Annotated in this window: 30 protein-coding genes; all 30 read right to left on the bottom strand. The window is 31.4% G+C overall.

Annotated elements, in window-relative coordinates:
* The 30 genes from thiS to MOV42_RS01865 all read right to left on the bottom strand — a co-directional run bounded on the left by thiS (window position 1) and on the right by MOV42_RS01865 (window position 24,714).
* Entirely contained in the window at window positions 1–201 is a 201-nt protein-coding gene (gene thiS, locus MOV42_RS02010; RefSeq protein ID WP_324172152.1) for a MoaD/ThiS family protein, read from the bottom strand.
* A gap of 10 nt (window positions 202–211) precedes the next feature.
* Window positions 212–1,729, bottom strand: coding sequence for a 2-dehydropantoate 2-reductase (locus MOV42_RS02005; protein ID WP_324172151.1), 1,518 nt, complete (start codon window positions 1,727–1,729; stop codon window positions 212–214).
* Between the two features lie 4 nt (window positions 1,730–1,733).
* Entirely contained in the window at window positions 1,734–1,925 is a 192-nt protein-coding gene (locus MOV42_RS02000) for a hypothetical protein (protein ID WP_324172150.1), read from the bottom strand.
* Window positions 1,926–1,933: 8 nt separating this feature from the next.
* Entirely contained in the window at window positions 1,934–2,950 is a 1,017-nt protein-coding gene (locus MOV42_RS01995; RefSeq protein ID WP_324172149.1) for an LLM class flavin-dependent oxidoreductase, read from the bottom strand.
* Between the two features lie 4 nt (window positions 2,951–2,954).
* Window positions 2,955–3,146: a 2-hydroxymuconate tautomerase gene (locus MOV42_RS01990; RefSeq protein WP_324172148.1), complete on the bottom strand. Its 192-nt coding sequence runs from the start codon at window positions 3,144–3,146 to the stop codon at window positions 2,955–2,957.
* An 11-nt stretch (window positions 3,147–3,157) separates the two neighbouring features.
* Window positions 3,158–3,946, bottom strand: coding sequence for a 2-oxo-3-hexenedioate decarboxylase (gene dmpH, locus MOV42_RS01985; protein ID WP_324172147.1), 789 nt, complete (start codon window positions 3,944–3,946; stop codon window positions 3,158–3,160).
* Window positions 3,946–4,974 (bottom strand): 4-hydroxy-2-oxovalerate aldolase, encoded by a 1,029-nt coding sequence (gene dmpG, locus MOV42_RS01980; RefSeq protein WP_324172146.1) that lies wholly within the window; start codon window positions 4,972–4,974, stop codon window positions 3,946–3,948. Before dmpG ends, dmpH begins: the two co-directional genes overlap by 1 nt.
* Window position 4,975: 1 nt before the next feature.
* Window positions 4,976–5,860, bottom strand: a complete 885-nt coding sequence (locus MOV42_RS01975) for an acetaldehyde dehydrogenase (acetylating) (protein ID WP_324172145.1) — start codon at window positions 5,858–5,860, stop codon at window positions 4,976–4,978.
* A 9-nt stretch (window positions 5,861–5,869) separates the two neighbouring features.
* Window positions 5,870–6,658 (bottom strand): fumarylacetoacetate hydrolase family protein, encoded by a 789-nt coding sequence (locus MOV42_RS01970; RefSeq protein ID WP_324172144.1) that lies wholly within the window; start codon window positions 6,656–6,658, stop codon window positions 5,870–5,872.
* Between the two features lie 10 nt (window positions 6,659–6,668).
* Entirely contained in the window at window positions 6,669–8,126 is a 1,458-nt protein-coding gene (locus MOV42_RS01965; RefSeq protein ID WP_324172143.1) for a 2-hydroxymuconic semialdehyde dehydrogenase, read from the bottom strand.
* A gap of 12 nt (window positions 8,127–8,138) precedes the next feature.
* Window positions 8,139–8,564: a heme-binding protein gene (locus MOV42_RS01960; protein WP_324172142.1), complete on the bottom strand. Its 426-nt coding sequence runs from the start codon at window positions 8,562–8,564 to the stop codon at window positions 8,139–8,141.
* Window positions 8,565–8,566: 2 nt separating this feature from the next.
* A complete protein-coding gene (locus tag MOV42_RS01955) occupies window positions 8,567–9,511 on the bottom strand; it encodes a catechol 2,3-dioxygenase (RefSeq protein ID WP_324172141.1) in 945 nt (314 codons plus the stop codon).
* A 21-nt stretch (window positions 9,512–9,532) separates the two neighbouring features.
* Window positions 9,533–9,841, bottom strand: a complete 309-nt coding sequence (locus MOV42_RS01950; RefSeq protein WP_324172140.1) for a 2Fe-2S iron-sulfur cluster binding domain-containing protein — start codon at window positions 9,839–9,841, stop codon at window positions 9,533–9,535.
* Between the two features lie 9 nt (window positions 9,842–9,850).
* Window positions 9,851–10,909: a 2Fe-2S iron-sulfur cluster binding domain-containing protein gene (locus tag MOV42_RS01945; protein WP_324172139.1), complete on the bottom strand. Its 1,059-nt coding sequence runs from the start codon at window positions 10,907–10,909 to the stop codon at window positions 9,851–9,853.
* Between the two features lies 1 nt (window position 10,910).
* A complete protein-coding gene (locus MOV42_RS01940) occupies window positions 10,911–11,276 on the bottom strand; it encodes a phenol hydroxylase subunit P4 (RefSeq protein ID WP_324172138.1) in 366 nt (121 codons plus the stop codon).
* A gap of 9 nt (window positions 11,277–11,285) precedes the next feature.
* Window positions 11,286–12,809: a YHS domain-containing protein gene (locus MOV42_RS01935; RefSeq protein ID WP_324172137.1), complete on the bottom strand. Its 1,524-nt coding sequence runs from the start codon at window positions 12,807–12,809 to the stop codon at window positions 11,286–11,288.
* A gap of 11 nt (window positions 12,810–12,820) precedes the next feature.
* Window positions 12,821–13,090, bottom strand: coding sequence for an MmoB/DmpM family protein (locus MOV42_RS01930; RefSeq protein ID WP_324172136.1), 270 nt, complete (start codon window positions 13,088–13,090; stop codon window positions 12,821–12,823).
* A gap of 9 nt (window positions 13,091–13,099) precedes the next feature.
* Window positions 13,100–14,074 carry a hypothetical protein gene (locus tag MOV42_RS01925; protein ID WP_324172135.1) on the bottom strand — a complete coding sequence of 325 codons (975 nt, stop codon included), beginning with the start codon at window positions 14,072–14,074 and terminating at the stop codon, window positions 13,100–13,102.
* 14 nt (window positions 14,075–14,088) lie between these two features.
* Window positions 14,089–14,334: a phenol hydroxylase subunit gene (locus MOV42_RS01920; RefSeq protein ID WP_324172134.1), complete on the bottom strand. Its 246-nt coding sequence runs from the start codon at window positions 14,332–14,334 to the stop codon at window positions 14,089–14,091.
* A gap of 320 nt (window positions 14,335–14,654) precedes the next feature.
* On the bottom strand, window positions 14,655–15,344 hold the full coding sequence (locus MOV42_RS01915) for a DNA-binding response regulator (RefSeq protein ID WP_324172133.1): 690 nt from the start codon (window positions 15,342–15,344) through the stop codon (window positions 14,655–14,657).
* Window positions 15,337–16,605, bottom strand: a complete 1,269-nt coding sequence (locus tag MOV42_RS01910) for a histidine kinase dimerization/phosphoacceptor domain -containing protein (protein WP_324172132.1) — start codon at window positions 16,603–16,605, stop codon at window positions 15,337–15,339. Before MOV42_RS01910 ends, MOV42_RS01915 begins: the two co-directional genes overlap by 8 nt.
* Before the next feature lie 86 nt (window positions 16,606–16,691).
* Window positions 16,692–17,021 (bottom strand): YraN family protein, encoded by a 330-nt coding sequence (locus tag MOV42_RS01905; RefSeq protein ID WP_324172131.1) that lies wholly within the window; start codon window positions 17,019–17,021, stop codon window positions 16,692–16,694.
* 10 nt (window positions 17,022–17,031) lie between these two features.
* On the bottom strand, window positions 17,032–17,721 hold the full coding sequence (locus tag MOV42_RS01900) for an NYN domain-containing protein (RefSeq protein ID WP_324172130.1): 690 nt from the start codon (window positions 17,719–17,721) through the stop codon (window positions 17,032–17,034).
* A 15-nt stretch (window positions 17,722–17,736) separates the two neighbouring features.
* On the bottom strand, window positions 17,737–18,003 hold the full coding sequence (locus MOV42_RS01895) for a type II toxin-antitoxin system YafQ family toxin (RefSeq protein ID WP_324172129.1): 267 nt from the start codon (window positions 18,001–18,003) through the stop codon (window positions 17,737–17,739).
* A gap of 3 nt (window positions 18,004–18,006) precedes the next feature.
* The gene (locus MOV42_RS01890) at window positions 18,007–18,252 is read right to left on the bottom strand and encodes a type II toxin-antitoxin system RelB/DinJ family antitoxin (RefSeq protein WP_324172128.1); all 246 of its coding nucleotides are present in this window, start codon (window positions 18,250–18,252) and stop codon (window positions 18,007–18,009) included.
* 63 nt (window positions 18,253–18,315) lie between these two features.
* Window positions 18,316–20,385: a molybdopterin oxidoreductase family protein gene (locus MOV42_RS01885; RefSeq protein WP_324172127.1), complete on the bottom strand. Its 2,070-nt coding sequence runs from the start codon at window positions 20,383–20,385 to the stop codon at window positions 18,316–18,318.
* Between the two features lie 11 nt (window positions 20,386–20,396).
* Window positions 20,397–21,656 carry a homoserine dehydrogenase gene (locus tag MOV42_RS01880; protein WP_324172126.1) on the bottom strand — a complete coding sequence of 420 codons (1,260 nt, stop codon included), beginning with the start codon at window positions 21,654–21,656 and terminating at the stop codon, window positions 20,397–20,399.
* Window positions 21,657–21,665: 9 nt separating this feature from the next.
* Entirely contained in the window at window positions 21,666–22,103 is a 438-nt protein-coding gene (locus MOV42_RS01875) for a hypothetical protein (RefSeq protein WP_324172125.1), read from the bottom strand.
* Entirely contained in the window at window positions 22,096–23,496 is a 1,401-nt protein-coding gene (locus tag MOV42_RS01870) for an AAA family ATPase (protein WP_324172124.1), read from the bottom strand. The genes MOV42_RS01875 and MOV42_RS01870 overlap by 8 nt, the downstream gene beginning before the upstream one ends.
* The gene (locus MOV42_RS01865) at window positions 23,497–24,714 is read right to left on the bottom strand and encodes an LL-diaminopimelate aminotransferase (protein ID WP_324172123.1); all 1,218 of its coding nucleotides are present in this window, start codon (window positions 24,712–24,714) and stop codon (window positions 23,497–23,499) included. It lies immediately after the preceding gene.
* Between the last annotated feature and the right edge of the window lie 31 nt (window positions 24,715–24,745).

The following is a 24,745-nucleotide window of genomic DNA, read 5'->3' as shown; positions in this document are numbered from 1 at the left end:
TCATCCTGCTACCATTGCAGGTATTATATCTACTTTATCTCCATCTTTTAATTTACTTCTTGAAATATCACAAATAGTTATAATCGTACCATTGACAGATGCCCCCATCATTTTATCACTCATATTAACTTTATTTATAACATCTTGCAAGGTTATATTATCATCAAAAGTCATCTCTTTTCTATTTACTATTAATTTCATTTATTATCCTCTATCGTAATTTTTCTTCCTCTTTTGGAAACAACCAAAAATAAAAAAGTTTTGTAAATCTTGGCATCAACACATATGACATTAGCACCATTGCAACTGCAGTTACTATAAAAGTTCTCAAAAGTAGTGGTATTTCAGCCAATATATCACCAAATATTAAAAAGATTAGGGTAATAAGAGGATAAAGTGCAAGCCAACTCACTATCGTTATTTTATATTTTTTAGGTGCCTTAGCTTCTGCTTGTCTAGGAAAACTAAGCCATGTCGCAAGGCCTAAAGACTTAATAGTCTCACTTGGTTTTTCTAGAAGTGGTTCTATTTTATTTAATATTACTGCTCTTTTTGTTGATTTTATCCATTTGTCTAGATTTTCTTGATTGTCAAACTTGTAAACTAATCTATACTCAGGATCATCCAAAGAGACAGGACGAATCATTATAGCTCCTACATAGCCTTTAAAACTTGTAGCTACTTTTGTCAATTCATTACTAAATTGTTCAAACTGTTCTTCTTTATTTTTCTTTATTCTTCTTGATACAACAACAGTTACTACTAAATCTATTTTCTTTTCTTTTTTCAATTTGTTCTTTTTATATGTATAATCTAAAAGTGTTGAAATAGTTCTCGTATATGGTGCATCTATATTTTGTTCTTCAGAGTTTCTTATCACTACACCACAAATATCTTCAAGTTCTAATGCTCTACTAAATTCTCTATCTACTAGCATAGATGGCTTTATAGAATCAAATTTTGTAATTAATTCATACATCTCATTTACATCTTTCTTCGTAATTGTAATATTTTTGTTTTTTGCAGCTATTGCTGTTTCACTCATAAGTTCATAAACAATTTTTTTTAGTTTTTCATCACTCATGATGATTCCAGTTTTTACTTTTAATAAAGCACAAATAGCATTTACACCATTATTAATAATTAATTTCTTCCATAAATCTAAATCTATATTTTTAGATATTTGGGTTGGGATTTGAGCATTATTAAAATTGATCTGTAATTCTTCTAAAAATATGCGGTTATCTTTTGTTTTAGAAATTGCACCTATAATTGTTTCTGCTATACCTACTGCTTTAATATTGGAGGGACTGATAATATGAGCACCTATTTTTCTTGTAAGTCCACCTATAATATATTTGGGATTGATATACTTTGAAAAAGTTTCTTCATTTTCTACACCATTTTGTAAAGAAAGAATATAAGGTATCCGCTCATAATCAGCAAACCAATCATTTAATTGATTTGCTAAATTTTGATTTGAGTTTGCTTTGGTAGTAATGATAACAATGTCAAATTCACAAGGATTAAGAGTTTTAACCTCTTCTATAGTGTAAACACGAATACTATCATCAAAATTAAATTTTGGATGCTCTAAATGCAGGCCATTTTTCTGCAAAGCCAATAGATGCTCACCTCTTGCTACAAAAGTTACTTCATGATTTGCTTTAAGTAATCTTGCACCAAAATAAGATCCTATACCTCCAGCACCCAAAATTAAAAATTTCATGTAGTTAGCTAGCTTTATGCTCTATTTGAGTCCAGTGTCCATACCCACCAAATATATGAAGCTGTGATTTTTTAATCAAATGCCTGGTCCTGACCCATGTATAATGCATTATTGTTTCATCTGCCGTACCTAAATCATGATTATTTGTATGAAAATTACCCGTTTTTATACTTTTTTCTATTTCTGGATTTTTCATTATTTTCCTTAACTATTTTCTAAATTAAACTCTCTGGCTAAGAGTGTATAAGTTTTTATTCTATCATTAAAAGAGTATGTTACATTAACAATCATTACTTCATCAACATCATATATCTTTGCGAGTTCAGTTATCTCTTCTTTACACTCTTTGGCAGTTCCTAAAATCATTGTATCCATTGTTTCATCATAATATTTTTTATCACTAGGTGATAAATTACTTATAATATTTTTTAAATCTTTAGGACTAATTAAATCATCTCTTTCATATCTTGTAAAAGCTTGTAGTTTCCAGTAAGTATGTGTGCTTGCTATATATTGTGCTTTTTCTTTAGTATCAGCAACTATACATGCCACTGCTAAAATTGCTTTAGGTTCTTTCATAATATTAGTAGCTCTAAAACTATTTTTATATTCATTTATTATAGCGTTACTACGATCATGAGTACCTATAAATAGTGCTAAGATAAACCCACCACCTAAAATACCTGCAAGTTTAGCACTACCATCACTTGAACCTAAAAAATATACAGGAGGAACCTCTACATTTGATGGTGTAAGGACTAAATTACTAAATTGATGTTCATTTGGTAGACTTTCGTTTAAGTAGCCAATCAGTTCATAAGCTTTTTGCGAATAGTCTTGCGTATTGTTTCCATGCAATGCCTGTGCAGTTTGATAGTTAGCACCACTTGCTCTACCAATACCTAAATCAATTCTGTTTCCATGAAGAGCACACAACATGTTAAATGTTTCTGCAACTTTAAAAGTATTGTGATTGTTAAGCATAACACCACCACTACCAACTCTAATATTTTTAGTTACATTAGCTACAGAATTCACCATCACTTCAGGACACGAAGAAGCATATCCTGGACTATTATGATGTTCTGCAAGCATATATCTATGGTATCCTAATTCATCACAAAGTTGAGCAAGTTCTAGTGTGTCTTGCAATCCATGTCTATCATCTTTACCATCGTGTACTGGAGATTGATCCAGTACACTTAGTTTGATTTTTTTCATAAAATCATTTACCTAGTTTTTTTACACTTTTACCTGCGATACCAAAATGTTGTTTTGGCATCTCATTTAATATAACTCTTATTCCTTGGTAAGGAACATCGATTGATTTATGTATTGCTTCTGTTACCATTGCAATTAACTTCTCTTTTTTTTCGTCACTTCTACCTTCTAATATATTAATTGTAGCTATTGGCATAAAGAATATCCTTAAATAAATTTCATTGTAAGTGTTCCTAAGTCTTGGAACATTACAGTAACATTATCGCCTTTTTTAACTGAATGTGCAGCTGTTATTGCACCTGAGAGTATATATGAACCAGCTTTTAAAGTTTCACCTCTCTCTCCCATCATATTTGCAAGCATTGCAATAGCAGTAGCAGGATGACCTAATACAGCAGCACCAGCGGCTAAATCAACAGTTTCACCATTGATTTGAAGTACTACACCTAATGTTTTAAGATCTACATCTTTAACATCTCTGCTTCTACCGCCTGTTACATATCTAGAAGATGATGAATTGTCAGCAATAACAGATTTTAAATCAAATTTAAAGTCTTTATATCTTGAGTCAATTATTTCAACAGCTGGCATTACAAAATCTGTTGCAGCTAAAACATCACCAATGTGACAACCTGGTCCATTTAAATCATCTTTTAAAACAAATGCGATTTCTGCTTCTACTTTAGGATGAATTAACTCATCAATTTTGATTTCGGCTCCATCTCCAAACGCAAAATAATCAGCAAGATAGCCATAACAAGGATTAGGAACTCCCATTTGTTTCATTTTAGCTTGAGAAGTAAGACCCATTTTCATACCAACAATTTTTGTACCTCTTGCTTCTTTATTAGCTCTAGCTTTCCATTGAATGTCATATGCATCTTCATATGTCATTTCAGGATAATCATCTGTTATTTTTGTTATTTCATATGCTTCTACTTCTGCTTTTTCACAGTGTATTGCTAATTTATCAATTGTTGCTTTATCTAATGCCATTATATTAGTCCTTTTGCTTTTGACATATCTAATGCTAAATCCTCGATCATATCCTCTTGACCTCCAACTGTTCCTCTTTTACCTAACTCAATTAAAATAGTTCTTGCGTCTATTCCATATTTTGCTTCTGCTCTTCTTGCAAAAAGTAAAAACGAAGAGTATACTCCAGCATATCCAAGAGTAAGAGAGTCTCTGGAAATTCTAGTTGGTTTACCCATAATAGGTAGTGCGATATCTTCAGCTGCATCTTCAATTATATCTAAGTCAACTCCTGTTTCTACACCCATTCTATTTAAAACAGCTACTAATACTTCAATTGCTGTATTTCCTGAACCTGCTCCAAAACCTGCAAGTGCTGCATCTATTCTGTTTGCCCCAGCTTCTATTGCCGCTAATGAATTTGCAACACCCATTGACATATTATTATGCCCATGAAAACCAATCTCAATCTCATCCCCGAACTCTTTTTTTATAGATGCTATTCTTTGAGTAATCATATCAGGAAGCATATATCCAGCAGAATCTGTAATATAGATACAATTTGCACCATATGAAACCATTTTTCTAGCTTCTTCAACTAATCTTTTAGGATCTGCCATATGTGCCATCATTAAAAATCCAACAGTATCAAGTTTTAACTCTTTAGCTTTTTTGATATGTTGATATGAACAATCAGCTTCCGTACAATGAGTTGCAACTCTTACGGTTGAGATACCATGTTCAACAGCACTCTCTAATTCTTCCACTATTCCAATTCCTGGAAGTAAAAGTGCTGAAACTTTAGCTTTTTTTATATTTGGAACAGCAGCATCAAGCCACTCTTCATCTGTATGTAACCCAAAACCATAGTTTAAAGATGAACCACCTAAACCATCGCCGTGAGTAACTTCTATTAAAGGAACACCTGCTCTGTCAAGAGCAGTAGCCATATTTTTTATTTGCTCCAATGTAAATTGATGTCTAACTGAATGCATACCATCTCTTAATGACATGTCATGCAAGGTTACTTTTTTTCCTTTTAAATCCATCCTATTCTCCTACTGCTATTTTTTCTGCCATTTTTTCAGCTATTGTTGTAGCCGCTGCAGTTATAATGTCTAGATTCCCAGCGTAAGTAGGTAAGTAATCACCTAACCCTGTTACTTCTAAAAACATTGATACTTTATTTCCATCAAAAACTGGTCCATTTTTCAGTTCATAACCTGGAGTAACTTTCTTCATAGTTGCTACCATATCATTAACAGATTTTATTATTGCCTCTTGATCTGGTGTATCTTTAGTAAGACAATGAATTGTATCTCTCATCATTAAAGGTGGCTCTGCAGGGTTTAATATTACAATAGCTTTTCCTGTTTTTGCTCCACCAACTTCTGTAATGCCTAGCTTTGTTGTCTTTGTAAACTCATCTATATTCATACGAGTTCCTGGTCCTGCTGACTTTGAAGATATAGTTGCTACAATTTCTGCATATTCAACTTCTTGAACAGAAGAAATAGCAGCAACCATTGGTATTGTTGCTTGCCCTCCACATGTAACCATATTTACATTTTGTGTATCTTTCGCTAGTAATTCAACCATATTTACTGATGGAACACAAAATGGTCCAATAGCAGCAGGAGTTAAATCAATAACTTTTACTCCTAGTTCTGCTAGCTTTCTATTGTTCTCACCATGAACATAAGCAGAAGTTGCATCAAATGCAATCTTAATACCATCTTCTTTTATATAAGGTAATAACCCATCAACACCATCTGATGTAATTTTCATTCCATCTTTTTTAGCTCTCAATAAACCATCTGACTTCGGGTCAATCCCTACCATCCATAATGGATTTAAAATCTCACTTCTTTGAAGTTTAAACATTAAATCAGTACCAATATTTCCTGATCCAATTAACGCGCAATTTATTTTCATTTTTTTTCCTTACTCAAATCTAACAGAAGCGGAACCAATACCGCCAATATTTATACTCATACTATCACCACTTTTTATTGGAACCATACCTGAAAGTGCGCCAGATAAAATAACTTCACCAGCTTTTAAACCTACTCCTAACTTACCTAATGTATTAGCAAGCCAAACAACAGCATTTACAGGACTTCCAAGTGTAGCAGCTCCAGCACCTGTTTGAAGTAGTTCTCCATTTCTTTCAAGTGTCATACCACAAGTAATAAGATCTACATCTTTTATATCAACTGCTTTTCCACCAAAAACTATATATCCACAAGAAGCATTATCTGCAACGGTGTCTTGTATCTTTATTTTCCAATCTTTTACACGAGAATCTACAATCTCAAAACATGGCATTACAAATTTTGTTGCTTTTATAACATCAGAAGCAGTAACACCTGGTCCTTGTAAATCTTCTTTTAATACAAAGGCAATTTCACCTTCTGCTTTTGGTTGAATCATATTTGATGTAATATCTATAACATCGCCATCATTATAAATCATATCTGAAAGTAAATATCCAAAATCTGGTTGATTAACTCCTAAAAGATTCATAACAACTTTTGCTGTCACCCCAATCTTTTTACCAATTATATGAGAACCATCTTTTTTAATTCTATTTTTTATTAAAACATCTTGGATAGCATAAGCATCCGCTATCGTGATATTAGGCTCCCTTGCTGTTAAAGCTTCAATCGGCTCACAATTTTTAAGAGAGTTATAAAGCTCTTCTCCATACTTGTTTATATCTTTTTTTGTCATTTTATCTTCTTTACATTTTTATACATATATTTTTCAATTCCGTATAGAATTCTAATGAGTGATGTCCACCTTCTCTACCGATACCTGATTTTTTCATTCCTCCAAATGGAGTTCTAAGGTCTCTTAAAAACCATGAGTTAACCCATACTATACCAGCATCTATTTGACCTGCTACTCTATGAGCTTTAGATAGATTTTCTGAGAATACTGTTGCTGCTAATCCATATTCTGTATCATTAGCTAATTTAATTGCTTCCTCTTCAGTATCAAATGGTGCGATATGACAACATGGCCCAAAAATCTCTTCTTTTACAATTGCAGAATCCTCTGATAATCCTGTCCAAATTGTAGGATCTATCCAATATCCATTTTCCAAACCATTTTCCATCTTTGGAGAACCTCCACCAAGTACAACATTTGCACCAAGATCTTTTGCTAATTTATAATAAGAAAGAACTTTTTCTTGATGATCCTTACTAATAAGTGGCCCCATATCTGAACTTTCATCATGTTGAATACCTAGTTTTATATTTTCTCCCGCTTTTTTAAGTTTATTTACGAACTTATCAAAGATTGGTCGTTCCACATAAACTCTCTCTGTTCCTAAACATACTTGTCCAGAATTTGCAAACACAGAACGTACTGTTTCGTTTATTGCTTTTTTCATATCACAATCAGCAAAAATTATAGCTGGATTTTTACCACCAAGTTCCAAGGATAGGTGTTTTAAGTCTAAAGCAGATGATTGCATAATTCTTTTACCTGTAGGGGTAGAACCAGTAAATGTAACAGCATCAACTTTTGGATGTGATGTTAATCTATCTCCAATGTCTTTACCAAAACCATGAACAACATTAAATACACCTTTTGGAATTCCGACTTTATTCATTACTTCCCCAAGAAGTGCTGTTGTTGTCGGAGTACTTTCAGCTGCTTTTACAACTACAGTGTTACCACAAGCTAATGCAGGTCCTACTTTCCATGTCATAAGTAAAAAAGGTAAATTCCATGGAGTAATTACAGTAATAACACCTTTCGGGTATCTTCTTGAGTAATTCATTGCAATACCACCATCAGGAGTATCCATTTGATATGCTTCATCGGCTACAGATTTCATTGTGTCAGCAAAAACTTTAAAATTTGCTGCACCTCTTGGAATATCTATATGACGAGCAATAGTGTATGGTTTTCCTGTATCTAATGTCTCGGCTTCTAAAAATTCATCAAAACGACTATCTATTTCATCAGCTAATGCATATAAAAGAGCTATACGGTCATTAATTTTAATATTTCCCCATTCTCCATTCATAGCCTCACTAGCAGCTTCTACTGCTTTATCAACATCTTCTTCTGATCCTAATGCAATTTTTGAAATTACTTTTCCAGTTGCTGGATTGTAATTATCATAAAACTTTCCACTTGTTGATTCTAAAAATTTACCATTTATAAAATGTAATACTTGTTTCATAATTTATTTTCCTTATTTATTAATAATTGAATTAATACCTGCTTGAGCACAGACTATATCTTCCTCTTCTGTTCCGCCAGAAACTCCTATTGCACCAATAAGTTCATTATTGATTGTAATTGGAAGACCTCCACCAAAAGGTATAAGTCTATCTCTATTAGAAAATCCTTGTTCTAAATGAGAAGCTTCCTTAAAAACACCTGTCCATGTCTCAGAAGAAAATCCAAAACTAGCACTTGTATATGCTTTGTCTTTTGCTATATCTATTGAGTGGATATATGCATCATTTATTCTTAAAAAAGCTAGTTCTAATCCAGCCCTATCACAAATACTTACATTAATTTTAATATTCAGTTCAACGGCTTTTTTTACAGCACTATTGCAAGCAACAAATGCTGCTTGATAAGTGATGTTGTTAGATTTTATAACAACATCCATAGTTATTTTGTAGCCATAAGTGTATAAGCAGTTGTAAATGAACCAGCTTCTTCACCAGTATGGTAGAAAATTCCTCTCCATAATTTATCTTCAGTCCATGTAACAACTGGCATATCAGGTTGCACTAGATAACCAAGTCCTGCGAAAGTTTCAAGTCTATGTCCAGATGGGTCAAAGAAATAAATTGTTTCACCTCTTGTAATACCATGTCTTTGAGGTGTTACATCTATTTTTACACCATTCATACCCATAATATCTGCTGCTCTTAAAATATCACTCCAACCATCTAAGAAAAATGCGGCATGATGCATACCAGCTTCAGAACCCGCAACAAATGCTAAATCATGTGGTGTTGAAGTTCTAGATAACCAAGTTGCAGCTTGCAACGAGCCTTCAGGTCCTACACATACTTGTTCTGCTAATTTAAAATCAAAAACTTCTTGAAAGAATTTTGTTGCAGCCATAACCTTTTCTGGACCTTCAGCCATAAGTAAAGCATGATCTAACCAGTGTGCTTTAATACCTTTTGCATCAATTGGCCAAGGAGCTGGGTTTATATCTCCATTTGTTTTACCAACAAATGTTTTTTCAGCATAAAGATGAAACTCATGATCACTTGGAGCTATAAATTTTAATATTCTTCCACACTCTGCAACTGATCCAGCTGGTAAAAATTTTGTAGCTACACCATACGCTTCAATTTTAGCTTTTAGTTCATCTAAATCAGAATCATTTTCCACTTTGTATGCAATTCTGTTAAAAGTTGATTCATCTGATGGTCTCAATACCATAGAATATATATCCCACTCATCCCAACATTTCATATATAATGTACCATCAGCATCTTCTCTTTCAACTGTTAGACCTATAATATTTTCGTAGTAATCTCTTGTAGCTTTTATATCCAACACATTTAAATCAACATGTCCAATTCTCATAATACCCATTGTATTTCCTTTTTAATTATTTTAATCACCTATTGTATAGGTAATTTTTTTAGGTTTAGCTATAAATTTGATTTCCATATCACTTCTTGGAAATACTCTACATGCTAAAACAACGCCACTATTTTCTTCTTTTTGACTAATATGTTTTCTACTCATAACGATAGAATCATATTTACCTTTTAAAACTTCTATTTTACAAACTCCGCAGCCACCGTTATGACACCCTTTTGGTGCCTTTGATGATTTCTTATAGAGAGATTCTAACAATTGTTTTGTACTATTGCATTCAATAGATCTACCATCAACAATAATATTAAAAAATTTGCTCATACCAATCTCTTATAAATTTTTAAATAGAGGGCTTCTAACTTCATCTCTACATAAGTCCGCTTTAGAAAAGAATTTTTCTATATGTATATCTTTTTCAAAAAGTCTTCCCCTCATAAGTGCTGTTATACAAGCTTCTATCATAAGAGGAGGGCCACAAAGATATGCTTTGTTTCCTGAAAATTTACCATCATATATCTTTATGGCTACATCATTTGTATATCCAATTTCTCCCTTCCAATCAGGGTTTTTATTGTCTGAGAGTACAGGTACATAAGTAAAGTTATCGTACTCTTTTTCTAGATTTTTAAACATATCGAAATAGTATAACTCTTCTTCATTTCTAGCACCATGAAATAGTATAATAGGAAGTTTTGAACCACCTTCTAAATCATCCAATATCATTGATTTTGGACTTGATAACCCTGAACCACCAGCAAAATAGATACTAGGTTTTTTTGTAGATTTTTTAACAAAAAATCTTCCAAAGGGAGCTGTAATTTTTCTTCTATCACCAACTTTTACATTTTTATGTATCCAAGGTGTTGCGTCTCCATCTGTAATAAGTGTAATATTAAGTTCAATCACTCTTTCCATACTAGGTTGATTTGCTAAAGAGAAAGATCTAGCTTCATCAAAGCCAGGAATATGATAATTTATATACTGACCTGCTTGAAAATCTAAATCTTCATCTAGTTCTAGCCATAAGCCTAATATTCTAGGTGTTAACATCTCTCTTTTTACAACTGTACCCATAATATCTCTTATAGGAATACTTCTTGCATCTGGATCTTCATCCACATCAGCTTCTATAACAACATCACTTAATGGTTTTGCCGTACATGCTAAACAAAAACCATCATCTCTTTCACTCTCCATTAAAGCAAATGGTGATGCATCTCCATGATCTACTTCACCTTCTAATAATTCTACTTTACATGTTCCGCAAAGACCATGATTACAAGCGTGAGGTAGATACGTTCCTTGACGTAAAGATGCATCAAGAAGTGTTTGATTTTCTTCTACTTCTACAGTGTCACTTGTCGGTTCAATCTCAAGAGTATAACTCAAATTATCCTCCTAATTTTCCTGTTAAAGTAGGTGTTTTAAACTCTATAAAAGATTTGTGACCTACTCCATTTTCTGCCAAACTTTTAGAAAAATCAGGAATTACAACTTTACCGTCGATTGTCCAAACTACTTCCGTAGTTTCAAAGTTTAGCTTTGCAAAATCAGGCTCAACAGAATATGTAAGCGGTAAAAGATCTGATACCAATGCTCCAAAAGGCATCTCCGGAGGTAATGGAAATGCTCTTGGAGAACTAATCATTACATGTCCATACCAATAGATATAAACCACTTGATTACCGTGAAATTTATCTAAACTATCTTTCATTATTGTTGGGTATATTTGCCCATTTGATGTATATACTGACATATCTTATCCTTATCCTATATTCTTTAAGTTATTCCAAGTTGCCTCATCTTGCGAACCTGCATAATCCATATTATCAACTGTATGATCAATCTTCCACCAATTTAAAATATCTGGAACTAGATCTTTACCTCCACAATTTCCTTGGAAAATTTGATGTGGTGGTAACCACGACTGTGAATATTTTTCTGGTTCATCTTCAAATATATGCTTACAATTATCTGAACAAAAGTGAAATTTTTCTCCCTTAAATTCAGATACGCTATGTGTATAAACATGAGGTTTTCCACCTTCTATGTCTGTAAAAAGTGCAGGAACTTGACACACATTACAAATAAGAGGTAGTGTCTCAGAGTACCATCTTTGTCCATTTCCTTTATCATGCTTTGCAAACTCTTCCCACATTGGTCTATAATGCTCATCAAATGTATCTGGATATTTTTCAGATAACCAGTTCAATTTTTTCTCATCAGGCATCCAAATATGCATACTAGCAGCTACTGTATGGTTATAGAATGTTTTCCATAATTGATGAGAAAGGTGGTCTTTTTCTGCCATTATAGTGTTGATCATATCTGTTGGGGCTACGATACCATATTTTTCTAGATCTTTGAAAAGTGCAACTCCATTTTGTGCGATATAAATATCTACAGCTTCTCCCCATGAAGTAGGTGACTTAGGAAGCATATAATCCATCATCATAGCAACAAGAGATAACATTTTATACCCTCTCCATAACCATTTTTCCATATATTTTTGGATAATTGGTACATTTGCTTCATCTTGCTCTAGTATAAATTTAACAGCTTGAAGACCTAAAGTCATGTGTCTTGATTCATCTGATTGAGCGGAGAAACCAAATGTTACAGTTGCCATATCTCCATTATAAGCAGCACCAGACATAAATGGTACAAATAAAAGTGAAGTAAGTACAAATTCAAATGCAAAACCAATAGCAACCATCCATTCAAAAGGTCCTGATGTCATAGCATCTTCTGCCATAGATTTTGGCACTGAAAGATACCATATTCTATCGAATTTTTTTACATTGTAACCGAAACCATCAAAGTGTTTGTTGTAGTGACTCATAGTATGCATCTGCGTTTGAAAGTGTCTTAACTCATCAATAGCTTGCATTTGACAAGCAACAGCGGCACCTTCACCTTTGAATGATCTAGCAACTTTAGCAAATCCTCTATGTGCATAATATTCTACTGGTGTAACACCTGTAATAAATAATTTAAGTGCATTTATATATCGTGCATCTGTTAAGTTTTGATGACCATTATTTTGAGCAAATGCATCAATAATAGCGTAGAGTTTTTTATCCTTTTCTGCTTGTAGTTTCCAGTATGATTCCATCGTCATTCTAAATGGATCTTCCCATGCATCCCAATCGTGTATCTTAATACCTTCCATATCTAACTCAGGGTAAACATCTTCTTCTTTTTGGTAAGTTGTGTCCCAACCAAGTCTTGTCATATGTTTATAGCTATCTTTTCTACTTAATCTTTTCTTTTTTATTTCTGCGTTCATATTTAATCCTTTTAGTTATCCCAATAAACAGTGATTTCATCATCTGTTTCATTTATCTGTCCACCTAAAGAAACAAGTTCAATTTGTAGCTCTTCAACATCCCACTCTCTACCCAACTCTTCAGAAACAGTAGATGCTTTTACAACAATCTCCTTTTCTCTCTCAATTTGAATCATCGCTGGTTTATTTGTAACTTTTACATCAGAATTGTCTTTTTGAATTGATCTAACAATCGCTCTACCATCTTCTGTGTCCTGCATAATTAATAGTGCTATACTCATTTTATATCCTTATATATTTAAACCAGATTTTTTCAATCTAGCTACAACATCTTCTTTTATAGAAGATACAGTATCTTTATCTAAAGGAGATAAAGCGTCAACAGTTATATTTAGATATTTATTTGTCCAAGCAGTTAAAAGTTCTTTATTTTCAGATGATTCTTTCGCACATACTTTGATAATACTATCTACCCATTTATTCGTTTCATCAGTAACTGTTAGTATAAACTCAGACATCATACCCATAGCTAAGTTTCCTGCAGGTGTAAGCTTCTCTGGCAATGATTTAAACATAAGAGGTATGATAAATGCATCAAAAATCGCATTTTGAATCACAAACAGTTCCATATAATCTTTTACAACAAAAGAGTCCTCTACAGCTTTTCTTAAACCTTGCCACTCAGAACAGTTTAACCAAGCATCTTTTCCTGTTTCTAAAGCAAATTCATCGTTGTTTGTAAGATTTAAAATAATTTTTGTGACATGTTGTGCAAAACCTAATTCATCTTCCGCTTGAAACTGTGCCGCTGAAACAAAAGGTCCACCATAACCTATAGAAGCTAATGTTAAGTTATTCATATTCGCACCATAAAAATAGTGTCTGAGTGGTGTTACATATTTTTTAATAATATCTATGTCTTCACTACTCATTTTTGAAAGCAACATTCTTTTTTCTAAAAATTCCATATTATCAACACTAGTAGAATTTTGTTTAGATCTTGTAGACACATATGTCATATAATGGAATTTTCTAGGATCTATTAAATCTTCCCAATCCTTCATAACGATTTTTGTTCTAGTAACATCAAAAATCTCATGATCTACATCCCACTGTGGTCTATAGTGAAAATTTTCACTTGGTTGTGCTCCAAATACTGCCTCTTCATATCTTGAGAAAGGTCTATCTTCTCCAAATTTATCTGCTAGGTGTGCATAACCTTGTCTTTTTGGCTTTATCTCTATATTTGCTATATTCATACTCATTTTTTTTCCTTATTTTAATTTCTGAATTCTTCGGTTCCATACTTCCATAGTATGTCATCATTTTTCATTTCTTCCTCTTCATCTTCATTCACAAATGAAACTTTATTTATTTGACAAAACTCAATAAAAGCTTTGTAAGGTAAAATAAATTCTACATTAGTTGTAACATAATCAATAGCAAAAATGAACTCAACAAATCCATTACTGTTAATATTTTCAACTTTAATGAATTTTTTATTTCCAGGCATCAACTCATTCATAAATCTCCTTGGATAAAATTGTACATTTTTTAAATCGCTTTAAAGTCGCTTTATTATGCCCTTAAAATCTAAGACACCAATTCAGTAAGATTTATTTTCAAAAAAGTCGATGTGTCCCTTGGGGGTATAAAATAATACGAATTATGGAGATAATTTATGAGTAGAAAAAAAGCAAAGATATACTGCCGAGCAAAAAACTAAAATAGTCTTGGAAATGATAAAAGAAGAATAAACAACAAGTCAAATAGAAACAAAGTATAAAATCACTTCTAAGTCATTAGGAAAGCGAAGTGATGTGGCTACATTTATAAATACAATTTTTAATCTAATCTTATTTTGTATCCAAATCCCTTTTGATTTATGATTAAATCTTCATCTATTTTATTTCTTAATCTAAAAATCAAGGATCTAAAAGCATTCATCCCAGCTGGATGATTTTCCCAAATAGTATTTTCTATAAACTCTTGAGAAATATATACATACTTATTTTTGCACAATATTTCAATCAAGAGAGTTTCATTTTTTGTTAATTTAATCTCTTTATTATTTTCAAGCAAGATTCTTTTCTCTTTATCATATACATATGGAGAAAAAAGCTCAACTTTTTTGATATCTTCACTATTTTTTAATTTTTTAATTTTTTTTATTGATAATTCTATGGAGGCTTGAAGATTGTGTAATTTATATGGTTTTATGATATACCCATACGAAACAGTATCTGTTACATCTTCTATTATACTAATATTGGAGTTTGCTGTTAGAAATATTATAGGGACAAAAGGATGACTGATTTTAAATTCCTTTGCTATTTCGATACCATTAAATTTTGATTTTAAATTAATATCCATTAAAATTATATCTGGAATTATTTTTTTATCTATTATTTTCATTAGTTTACATTTATTAGAAGCTATTCCACAAACATTGTAATTTAAGTCTTCCAATGATTCTTTAAGGTTTAAGGCAATTATTGGTTCATCCTCTACAATAATAATTTTTATTTTACTCATCTTTATCTCCTTCTACTGTAAATGTAATTATAAACTCCAAGCCATTGTTGTTTCTATGTAATAGTTCTCCATTTAATTGATCTTCAACTATTGACTTAATCAACTGCATCCCTATAGAACCACTCTTGTTTAATATGTCTAAATTTTCTAAGCCATCTCCATTATCTCTAATCTTAAGAATTATATGGTCTTCTGATTTAACTAGATGTATGCACAGTAAATTTAGAGTATTCTCTTTAAAAGCGTACTTAAAAGAATTTATACAAATCTCATTTATAACCATACCTATCTGTATAGATTTATCCATTGACATGTAAAATAAATCAATATTTAAATCTATTGTTATATCTTTGCCTTCTTCATAATATGAAGATTTTATATCTGATAATAGTTTTGTAATATATAACTTAATGTTAATAGAAGAGAGGTCATATCCTAAATATAGATATTCATGAACTAAAGCCATTGTGTGAATTCTACTTTGAGCCTCATTAATTATACTGGTAAATTCAACATTTTTTGCTCTTCTTACTTGTATATTAAGTATAGAATTAATTATTTCCATATTATTTTTTACTCTATGGTGTATCTCTTTTAATAATATTTCTTTTTCTTTAAGTGATTTTTTTAACTTATTGTTGACGATTGATATATTTTTCTCATACTCTACTTTTTTTGTTATATTTCTTGCAAAAGCACAGATATAGTCTTTATTATTATATCTGAATCCATCCCCAGTAATATCTAATGTGATTACTTTTCCATCTTTTCTTGTATGTGTAGATGTTATTGACCAATTGGGAGTGTCTATTATCTCTTGCATCAGTGCCATCACATCTTCTTTTTTAAAATTCTTGTCAATCTCATTAAGATACATATTTTTAAATTCTTCTTTAGAATATCCATCCATTTCACAAGTTGCATTATTTACATAGATATATTTTCCATCTTTTGTAAACCAATGAATAGCTTCTTGAGAGTAATCCATAGCTATCTCAAATGGAACTAGTCTATTTTTTTCCTCTATATCCAATAATTCTTTATTTATTTCTGATTTTAGTTTAATATCTCTAAAAAGCATGTAGATTGGCGCAAGAACTACAAATAACAGTATAGAAAAAATTAAAAATAAATTTATATTTTTTTCTATACTATTGTCTAGGTATAAATATTTACTTAGTAATAATAAAAAGCTTATACAAATAAATATATATATATACTTTTTTTTTAATTTAATATCTAAATATATATCGTTTTTCAAATTATAAAGCCTTATAAATATCTATTATTAGATTATAATATATAACTCTTTACCAATAACTTAAGCCTAAATAAAGAAATCTTATTTTAAAAAGTTATATTTTCTACAAGCTCAATATTTTCAGGAGTTATAACAATAGCATCTACACTAAAATCAACATCAAGAGCATTCTTTTTCATGTAAACATTTAGAGTTTTTATAAATTTACGAAGTTTTGAAGGAGTGATGTTTTGGATAGCAGACTCATAATCAAGTCCACTTTTTACTTCAATAAAGTGGAGGACTTCATCTTTAGATGCGATAATATCTATCTCGCCAAAACGAGAGTAAAAATTTCGCTCTACAATCATAAAGCCATTTTCATCAAGGAACTTATAAGCTTTGTCTTCTGCTACATTTCCTTTGGCTCGACTCATATTATTTAGCCTATTTAATTTTTACAACCATTATACTTCTTTTTCCATTCTTTTCTAGCATATTAATCTCAAAAACACTACTAAGGTTTTTAAAAATTTCACCCCATGTTTTAAAGCCATACTTATTTGCATGAGAAGAATTTTGATTTTTCAGATATGTGCCAACTTCTGCTACATAGGCAAAATCATCATCCCCTTTTTTTTGACGAACTGCATTTAAAAGTATATTTATCAACTTCTTATTTTTTTCTATATTATTACTTTCTATTTTTACACCAACTTCAATAAATTCACTACAAGCCTTTTGTAAAACATTACTTGTTTTTTCCTCTCCAAACCCAATAACTTGGATACCCTGAGATTTTATTTCTGTTATAAGTGGTGTAAAGTCACTATCGCTAGTAGCTAATGCAACATAATTAATACTATTATTTTGACACAATACTTTCATAATATCAACAGTCATTTTAATATCAGACGCATTTTTAGTTGTTGTATATGGAGGTTGATGAATAGGCTCGAGTGAATAATCAAATAATTTATCATTCCAACCATTCAAAGAAGGGTTTTTCCAATCTCCATAAGCTTTACGGATATTTACTTCACCATAACTAGCCAACTCTTCTATTATTACTTCTATATGTTTGTGACTTATATTTTCACAATCTATAAAAAGTGCTATTTTTTTGTTTGTACTCATATTATTTAACCTCGTTTACTTAAAAAGTTTAGAATGAGTTCCAATTCTCGCTAGTATAATCTCATCTGCATTTTGATAATATACTACTAATAAATCACCACCTAAGTGAAATTCTTTAAAACCTAAATACTCGCCTTTTAGCTGATGATTTTTTGATTCCGTTGGCAATTCAATATCTTTGAGAAAATATCCCAAATACTTTATATATTTTTCAAATTGTGAATTAGAAAATTTAACTTTACTTAAATCATTTATAAACTTTTTATGTCTTTTTAGTTTCATTTATTATTTAAGTTCTTCAATATCAAACTTTTCAATATTTTTTCCATTAAGTATATCTTGAAAAACTTTTTTAGTTTCTTCGTTTGGAATTTTCATCTCAAACGGAATACTTTTAGTCATTGATACTTGGGCTAAAAACATATTTACAGCGTCACCCATACTTATGCCAAGTTTTGCAAAAACTTCTTTAGCTTCTTTTTTTATCTGCTTATCAAGTTTTATACTTGTTGTTTCTCTTATTGCTAACATAACACACTCCTTGATAATACTATAGTATTATTATACATCAATCAAAATGATGTGTCAATATTATTAGCAGTTAATAACCTCAACCTTAATAGATTTAAACGCAGCAGTCATTATTAGTTCATCACACTTGTCTCCAAATAGGGCATTTATTTTTGATTTTGCGTGGTGGAAAGTTACAAATAAAGTCTTTGGTTGTATCTTTTTTGTCAGTTTTATTGTTAGTGGAGTTGTTTGACCAAACTCTGTTTTTAAGATAACTCTTTGTGCCGTAAAGTCGGCTGCATCATTTTCATTTACAAGTAAGATATCTTCACTATATCTTTTATTTAAACTATGTGTTCTTGAACTTTGAGAAGCATTGTTATACTGGGATAGTGTTCTTCCTGTTGTTAGGTGATAACCTGTTAGCGTGTTTGTAGTTATCTCTTGTATCATTCCACGAAGCTTATACTGCTTATATAAAAACTGTCCGAGTCCATCTTCTGTTCTAAAGTCCAACTGATGAAGGATTGGTGTATCTTCTGTATGGACAGGCCACTGTAAACCTCGTTTTCTATGTCGCTCTAGTCTGAGATATGAAGCACCACTAAAACGACGATATGCTACTTCTCTTACTTCATCCCAAATCTCATTTGAGTTTTTGTAGTTATAGGTTCCACCCATCTTGTTATCTAGCATCTGTAAAACTTCCCAGTCATCTGGAAGATCACTTTTAACAAGCGGTTGGCTAAGATGCAGCCTACGCATAGCATTTACATAAACACCAGTTTTTTCATAAGCTGATTTTACACCTATAACAATATCTGCTCTTTGTGCAACATCTGTCATAAAAAGTTCTTGGACCATTATTAGTTCTACTTTTTCTAAGGCTCTATCTATTTTATTTAGGTTTGGATGTATATGAGTTAAATCTTCTCCAATATTTAAAATAGCTTTAACCCTTCCTTGGAGCATCTCATCAACAAGCTGAGGAGTCATAAGACCAACTTCTTTTGGCTCTTGATAATCAGGTGCATAATAAGGAAGCATTCCCATATCACAGGTTCCTTGAACATTGTTTTGACCACGAAGAGGCATAAGACCTGCTCCTTGTTTTCCAACATTTCCTGTCATTAAAGCAAGATGAGTTATAGCCATAACTGCATAAGAACCGTCCAAATGCTCAGTGATTCCTAAGCCCCAAAAAATCATTGATTTTTTAAGTGCATATTCCCGTGCAACTTTTCTTATCATTTTACAAAGGTATTCATAACCTTCTATTTCATTAAAATATTCAGGATTTGCAAAAGGGTCACTCATAATGCTTTCTTTAAACTCTTCAAAACCATTTGTTCTATTTTCTATAAAATCTTCACTATATAGCTCTTCATCTATAATGACATAAGCTAACATATTTAAAACAAGAAGGTTAGCTTCATGAGGGATAATTGCTTTGTATTTTGCTGTTCTATGAAGCTTAATTTCTCTAACATCAAAAACAGCTAAATTATCATCTTTTCTAGCAACATCAAGGATACGATTCGCTATGATTGGGTGTGCTTCTGTTGTATTTGATCCTATAACAATCATAAACTCTGTGTTATAGATATCATTATAAGGATTTGTAGCAGCACCTTCACCGATAGTTCTTCTCATACCACTAAGAGAAGGAGAGTGACAAACTCTTGCACAATTATCAACATGAGGAGAGTTTAAAGTATGGCGAGTAAACTTTTGAAAAAGATATGAACTTTCACAAGAAGTTCTAGCCCCACCAATAGAACAAACTGCTTTTCTACCATAGTTTTCTTGTATCTCTTTTAGTTTGAGTGTTGTTGCCGTTGTAGCTGATTCTAAATCACACTCATACCATTCATCATTAAAATCTACAAGTTTTGAGCTTATTACATTTTTTATTGTTGGATTTTTCTCTAAAAAACTTTTTTTAATTCTTGGTATTCTAAGTCTATCTGGAGAATCTACAAAGTCATAGCCATATTTACCTTTTATACAAAGTTTACCTTGAGAAACAACTCCATCTGCATGGGCAAATATTTTTTCAATCTTGTTAGTATCGGTATTGACATTCGCTGCTATATCACAGCCAACCCCACAGTAAGTACATACACTATCTATTGTTTGAATATTATCCATGCTCTTCTCCTTTAAACTATTCTAATCATTACAGGAGTTGAGTTTACAAACTCTAAAGCTTCCATATCTTTTATCATTTTTTGAATATCTTTTTCTAATGCAATATGAGTAGAAATCAGTAAGTTTGCAGAAGATGCTAAAGATGGGCGCTGAAGCATCGTTTCTATTGAAATATTATTATCTTCAAATATTTTAGTAATTTTTGCTAGAACTCCTGCCTTATCCGAAACATTTATACGAAGGTAGTATTTTGAGTTTATATCATCTGTCGCTTTTAAGGTAAGCTTACCATCAAAAGCCTTATCAAAGCCTAGCATCGGAGCAGACTTTCCACTTCTTGCTATATCTATAATATTTGCAACAACCGCGCTTGCAGTTGCATCTCCACCAGCTCCTGGTCCATAATACAGCGTTTCGCCAACTTTATCGCCAACAACACTAATAGCGTTCATAACACCATCTATTTTTGCTATCATTTCATCTTTACTAATCAAACAAGCATGAACTCTAAGCTCTACTTCATTAGCATCTTTTTTTGCGATTCCTAAAAGTTTTATGGCATAACCAAACTCTTTAGCAAAGGCTATGTCATCTTGACTCACATTTTGAATGCCTTCTATTAAGATATCTTCAGGTTTAGCATCTATGCCATAAGCAATAGATGCTAAGATAAGAAGTTTATGAGCAGCGTCGTAACCACCAACATCAAACGAAGGGTCAGCTTCTGCATAACCTAAATCTTGTGCTTCTTTTAAGATAGAGTCATAATCAACACCATCATTTGTCATCTTAGTCATCATATAGTTACAAGTTCCATTCATGATTCCAACAATTGACTCTATATGATTTGCAGATAAACCATCTCTAAGAGCATTGATGATTGGAATGCCTCCAGCAACAGATGCTTCATACTCAAAAGCTATATCTTTAGCTATTGCTTGTAATTCATAACGATGATATGCTAAAAGTGCTTTGTTCGCAGTTACAACTGCTTTACCGCTTTTTAATGCTCGTTTTACGATTTCAAATGGCTCTTCAACTCCACCCATAAGCTCTACTACTACATCAATCTCTTCATCATTTAAAATATCATCTACATTATCTGTAAGTTTGATGTCTAAACCTCTATCTTTTTTTAGGTTTCTAACGACTCCACTTTTTACAATTATCTCTTGTCCTGCACGAGCAGAAATAATATCAGCATTTTCTTTTAGTATTTTAGCTACACTTGTTCCAACAGTTCCAACACCGATTATTCCAACTTTTACCATTATTTTTCCTTAAATTGCTATTGCTTTATTTTCATATTTTTTACTAATTATAGGCTTTCCATCTATTCTTTTTGTACTTAAAATCTTATTTATCTGTTTATCTTCAAATTTTTTGTACAATAGCATATACTTTGTTACAACTACTTCTTTATTTGTTATTATTTTAGATGTATTTGTTAATTTTTTAATAACACCTTTTATTATGCTATTTGTTACTTTGGCACACTTTATTTCAATAATTGCTACTTTACTCTCATCATATACTGCTACACAATCACTAAGCATAGGTGGATGTTCTGTAAAAAGTTTTTGCTCTAAATCTTTATCTTTTATTCCATCATCTGGCTTATAAAATTTTTTAACATTTTTCTTAGCCATTGCACAAGGATATCCTCTTTCCCTGCACTCTGTTGCAGAATGAAAAATAGAATTCAATTTTTCAATCATTATCTAATATTCTCTCACTAAGTTCACTACTTTTATCTAATAGTTCATCAAGGACTTCATCAAAGTTATCATTCGCTATTCCAAATTTATCTATATCAAGTGCTTTAACTGTTGTCTCATTTTCTTCATTCTTAAATAAATAAGCTGAAACATCATCTTTTGAAATAGCAAATTCATTTTTTTCTTCTAATGAATTAAGTTTAATACAATTGTTTATTTCATTTAAAATATAATCACTATGAGTTGTAACCAAAACTTTAGCACCAGCATTTGATAACATAATGATAAATTTAGCCATTTGAATTTGTGCTTTAGGGTGTAAGTGTGCTTCTGGTTCTTCAATTACAAAAATTGTTTTTGATAATTTTTCTATATTTCTTAAAAAAACTATAAATGGTAATGTCTCTAAAGTTGCAGATGATGCTAAGTGTAATTCTAAATCTATTCCGTTGACACTAAGATAATAATTAGTATAATCTTGTTCATTTTTTTGCTCTTTTATTTTTCCCTTAATAATGTTGTTTTCAAGAAAACTAATTAGTTTTTCACTAGTTGCACTATTTTTTTTATCTATACTAAAAAAAGAAAAAAGATTTTTTTCGTTAATTTTTCCTGTTTTAATATCTGCAAAAGTTTGTATAAAGTCAATAGTTGGTTCGCCTAACCTTGTTGCACTTACTTGACCTCTAAACTTATCTCTAAATATTCCAGCATATATTTCATCTAAAGTTAAAACAAAACCTGTTCTCGAAGCAGGAAAATAATATGACGAATGATAATTATTTAATTTTTTATGTAAATTATCTAAAAAGAAATTCACTATATTATTAATTATTTTATAACTAACTTCTTCATGCTCTTCTTCAAAATGAGATAAAGGAGTTGAAAAAGCAATAGACAAAAATTCTCTATCCAAAATTTTCATCATATTCTCTATATATAAATTTTTTAAAATTTCTTTATCAACATTAAAACTATTATTAATTTTTTTAGTTAATTCCGTTAGTAATAAATCAAGTATATCATTAAAAAAAACAACTAATTTTTCATCTTCTTTATTTATAAATATCTTTAGTCTTGTGTACTCTTCATCTTGCCATTCATCCACATCAATTTGTCGTTCTTCTATTTCTTCTGTCAACTCTCTTCTTAAAGACAATAAGTATTCAATTTCATTTTTATATTGCTGTTGAACTTTTTTAGAAATAAATGCTCCAAATCTAGAAAATATCCCATAATTGTCTTTTAAATTAGATACTTCTTTATAAAACTCATAAATAACATGAGCCATATAACTTTTATGAGTAGAATTTTGCCCAACAAAAAGAGTTAGGTTTTTTACTTCTACTTCTGCTTCTTTTATTTTTGCAAGATTTTCTACTCTAAGTTTCATCTATTTTTCCTCTTCAAACTGTTTTAAAAATTCTTTTATATTTCTAGCTGCTTGACGGATTCTGTTATCATTTTCAATCAAAGCTATACGAACATAGTTTTCACCATAAGCACCAAACCCTATTCCAGGAGAAACACAAACACCTGCTTCCATCAGAAGTCTTTTTGAAAACTCTAGACTTCCTAGATGCTGGGTACATTTAGGTAACTTTGCCCAAACAAACATACTAGCTTCATTTTTCTTTAGATGCCAACCAGCTCTATCAAAGGCTTCTATCAACACTTCTTGGCGATGGTTATATTTTGCTGTAATATCTCTAACACATTGCTGATCACCATTTAGTGCAACAGTTGCAGCAACTTGAATCGGAGTAAACATTCCATAATCTAACCATGATTTTATTTTTTGCAAAGCACCAATAAGTTTTTCATTTCCAACAAAAAAGCCAACTCTCCAACCAGCCATATTGTATGACTTTGAAAGAGTAAAACTCTCAACTGCTACATCTTTTGCACCTTCAACGCTCATTATTGATGGAGTCACATAACCATCAAAAGTTATATCGCCATAAGCTATATCTGAAATTATATAAAATCTTTTTTCTTTTGCCATAGCAACTAAACGAACATAAAATTCTTGAGTTACAGTTGCTGTTGTTGGATTGTGAGGAAAGTTTACTAAAACATATTTTGGTTTAGGAGAGCTTTCTTTAAATACACGTTCTAAATCTTGAAAAAATTTATCTTCATCTACTCTATAATGTTCATCAAATTCTATTCCAAACTTAACAACATTTCCACCTGCTAAGATAAAAGCGTATTCATGGATAGGATAAGTTGGGTCGGGAACAACAGCTACATCACCAGGATTAGTTATTGCGTAAGTAAGATGAGCGTAACCTTCTTTTGAGCCCATTGTTGCAACACACTCGGTCATTGGATTTAAATCACAGTCATATCTTCTTTTATACCAATCAGCAATAGCTTTTAAGAGTTTAGGGATACCTTTTGAGGTCGAGTAACCATGAGTCTTTGTTTTTTGAGCAGATTCTACAAGTTTTTCTCTTATATGCTCAGGAGTATCTCCATCTGGGTTGCCCATAGAAAAATCGATTACATCTGCACCGGCTCTTCTCTCTTGCATTTTAAGGTCATTTACCTCAGCAAAAACATACTTTGGTAGTCTTTTCATTTTATCAAATTGTATTTCATCAAACATATTTATTTCCTATAAATTATTGACGATATTT

Source organism: Sulfurimonas sp. (assembly GCF_029027405.1).
Classification (GTDB): domain Bacteria; phylum Campylobacterota; class Campylobacteria; order Campylobacterales; family Sulfurimonadaceae; genus Sulfurimonas.
This window is presented reverse-complemented; position numbering and strand designations above follow the sequence as displayed.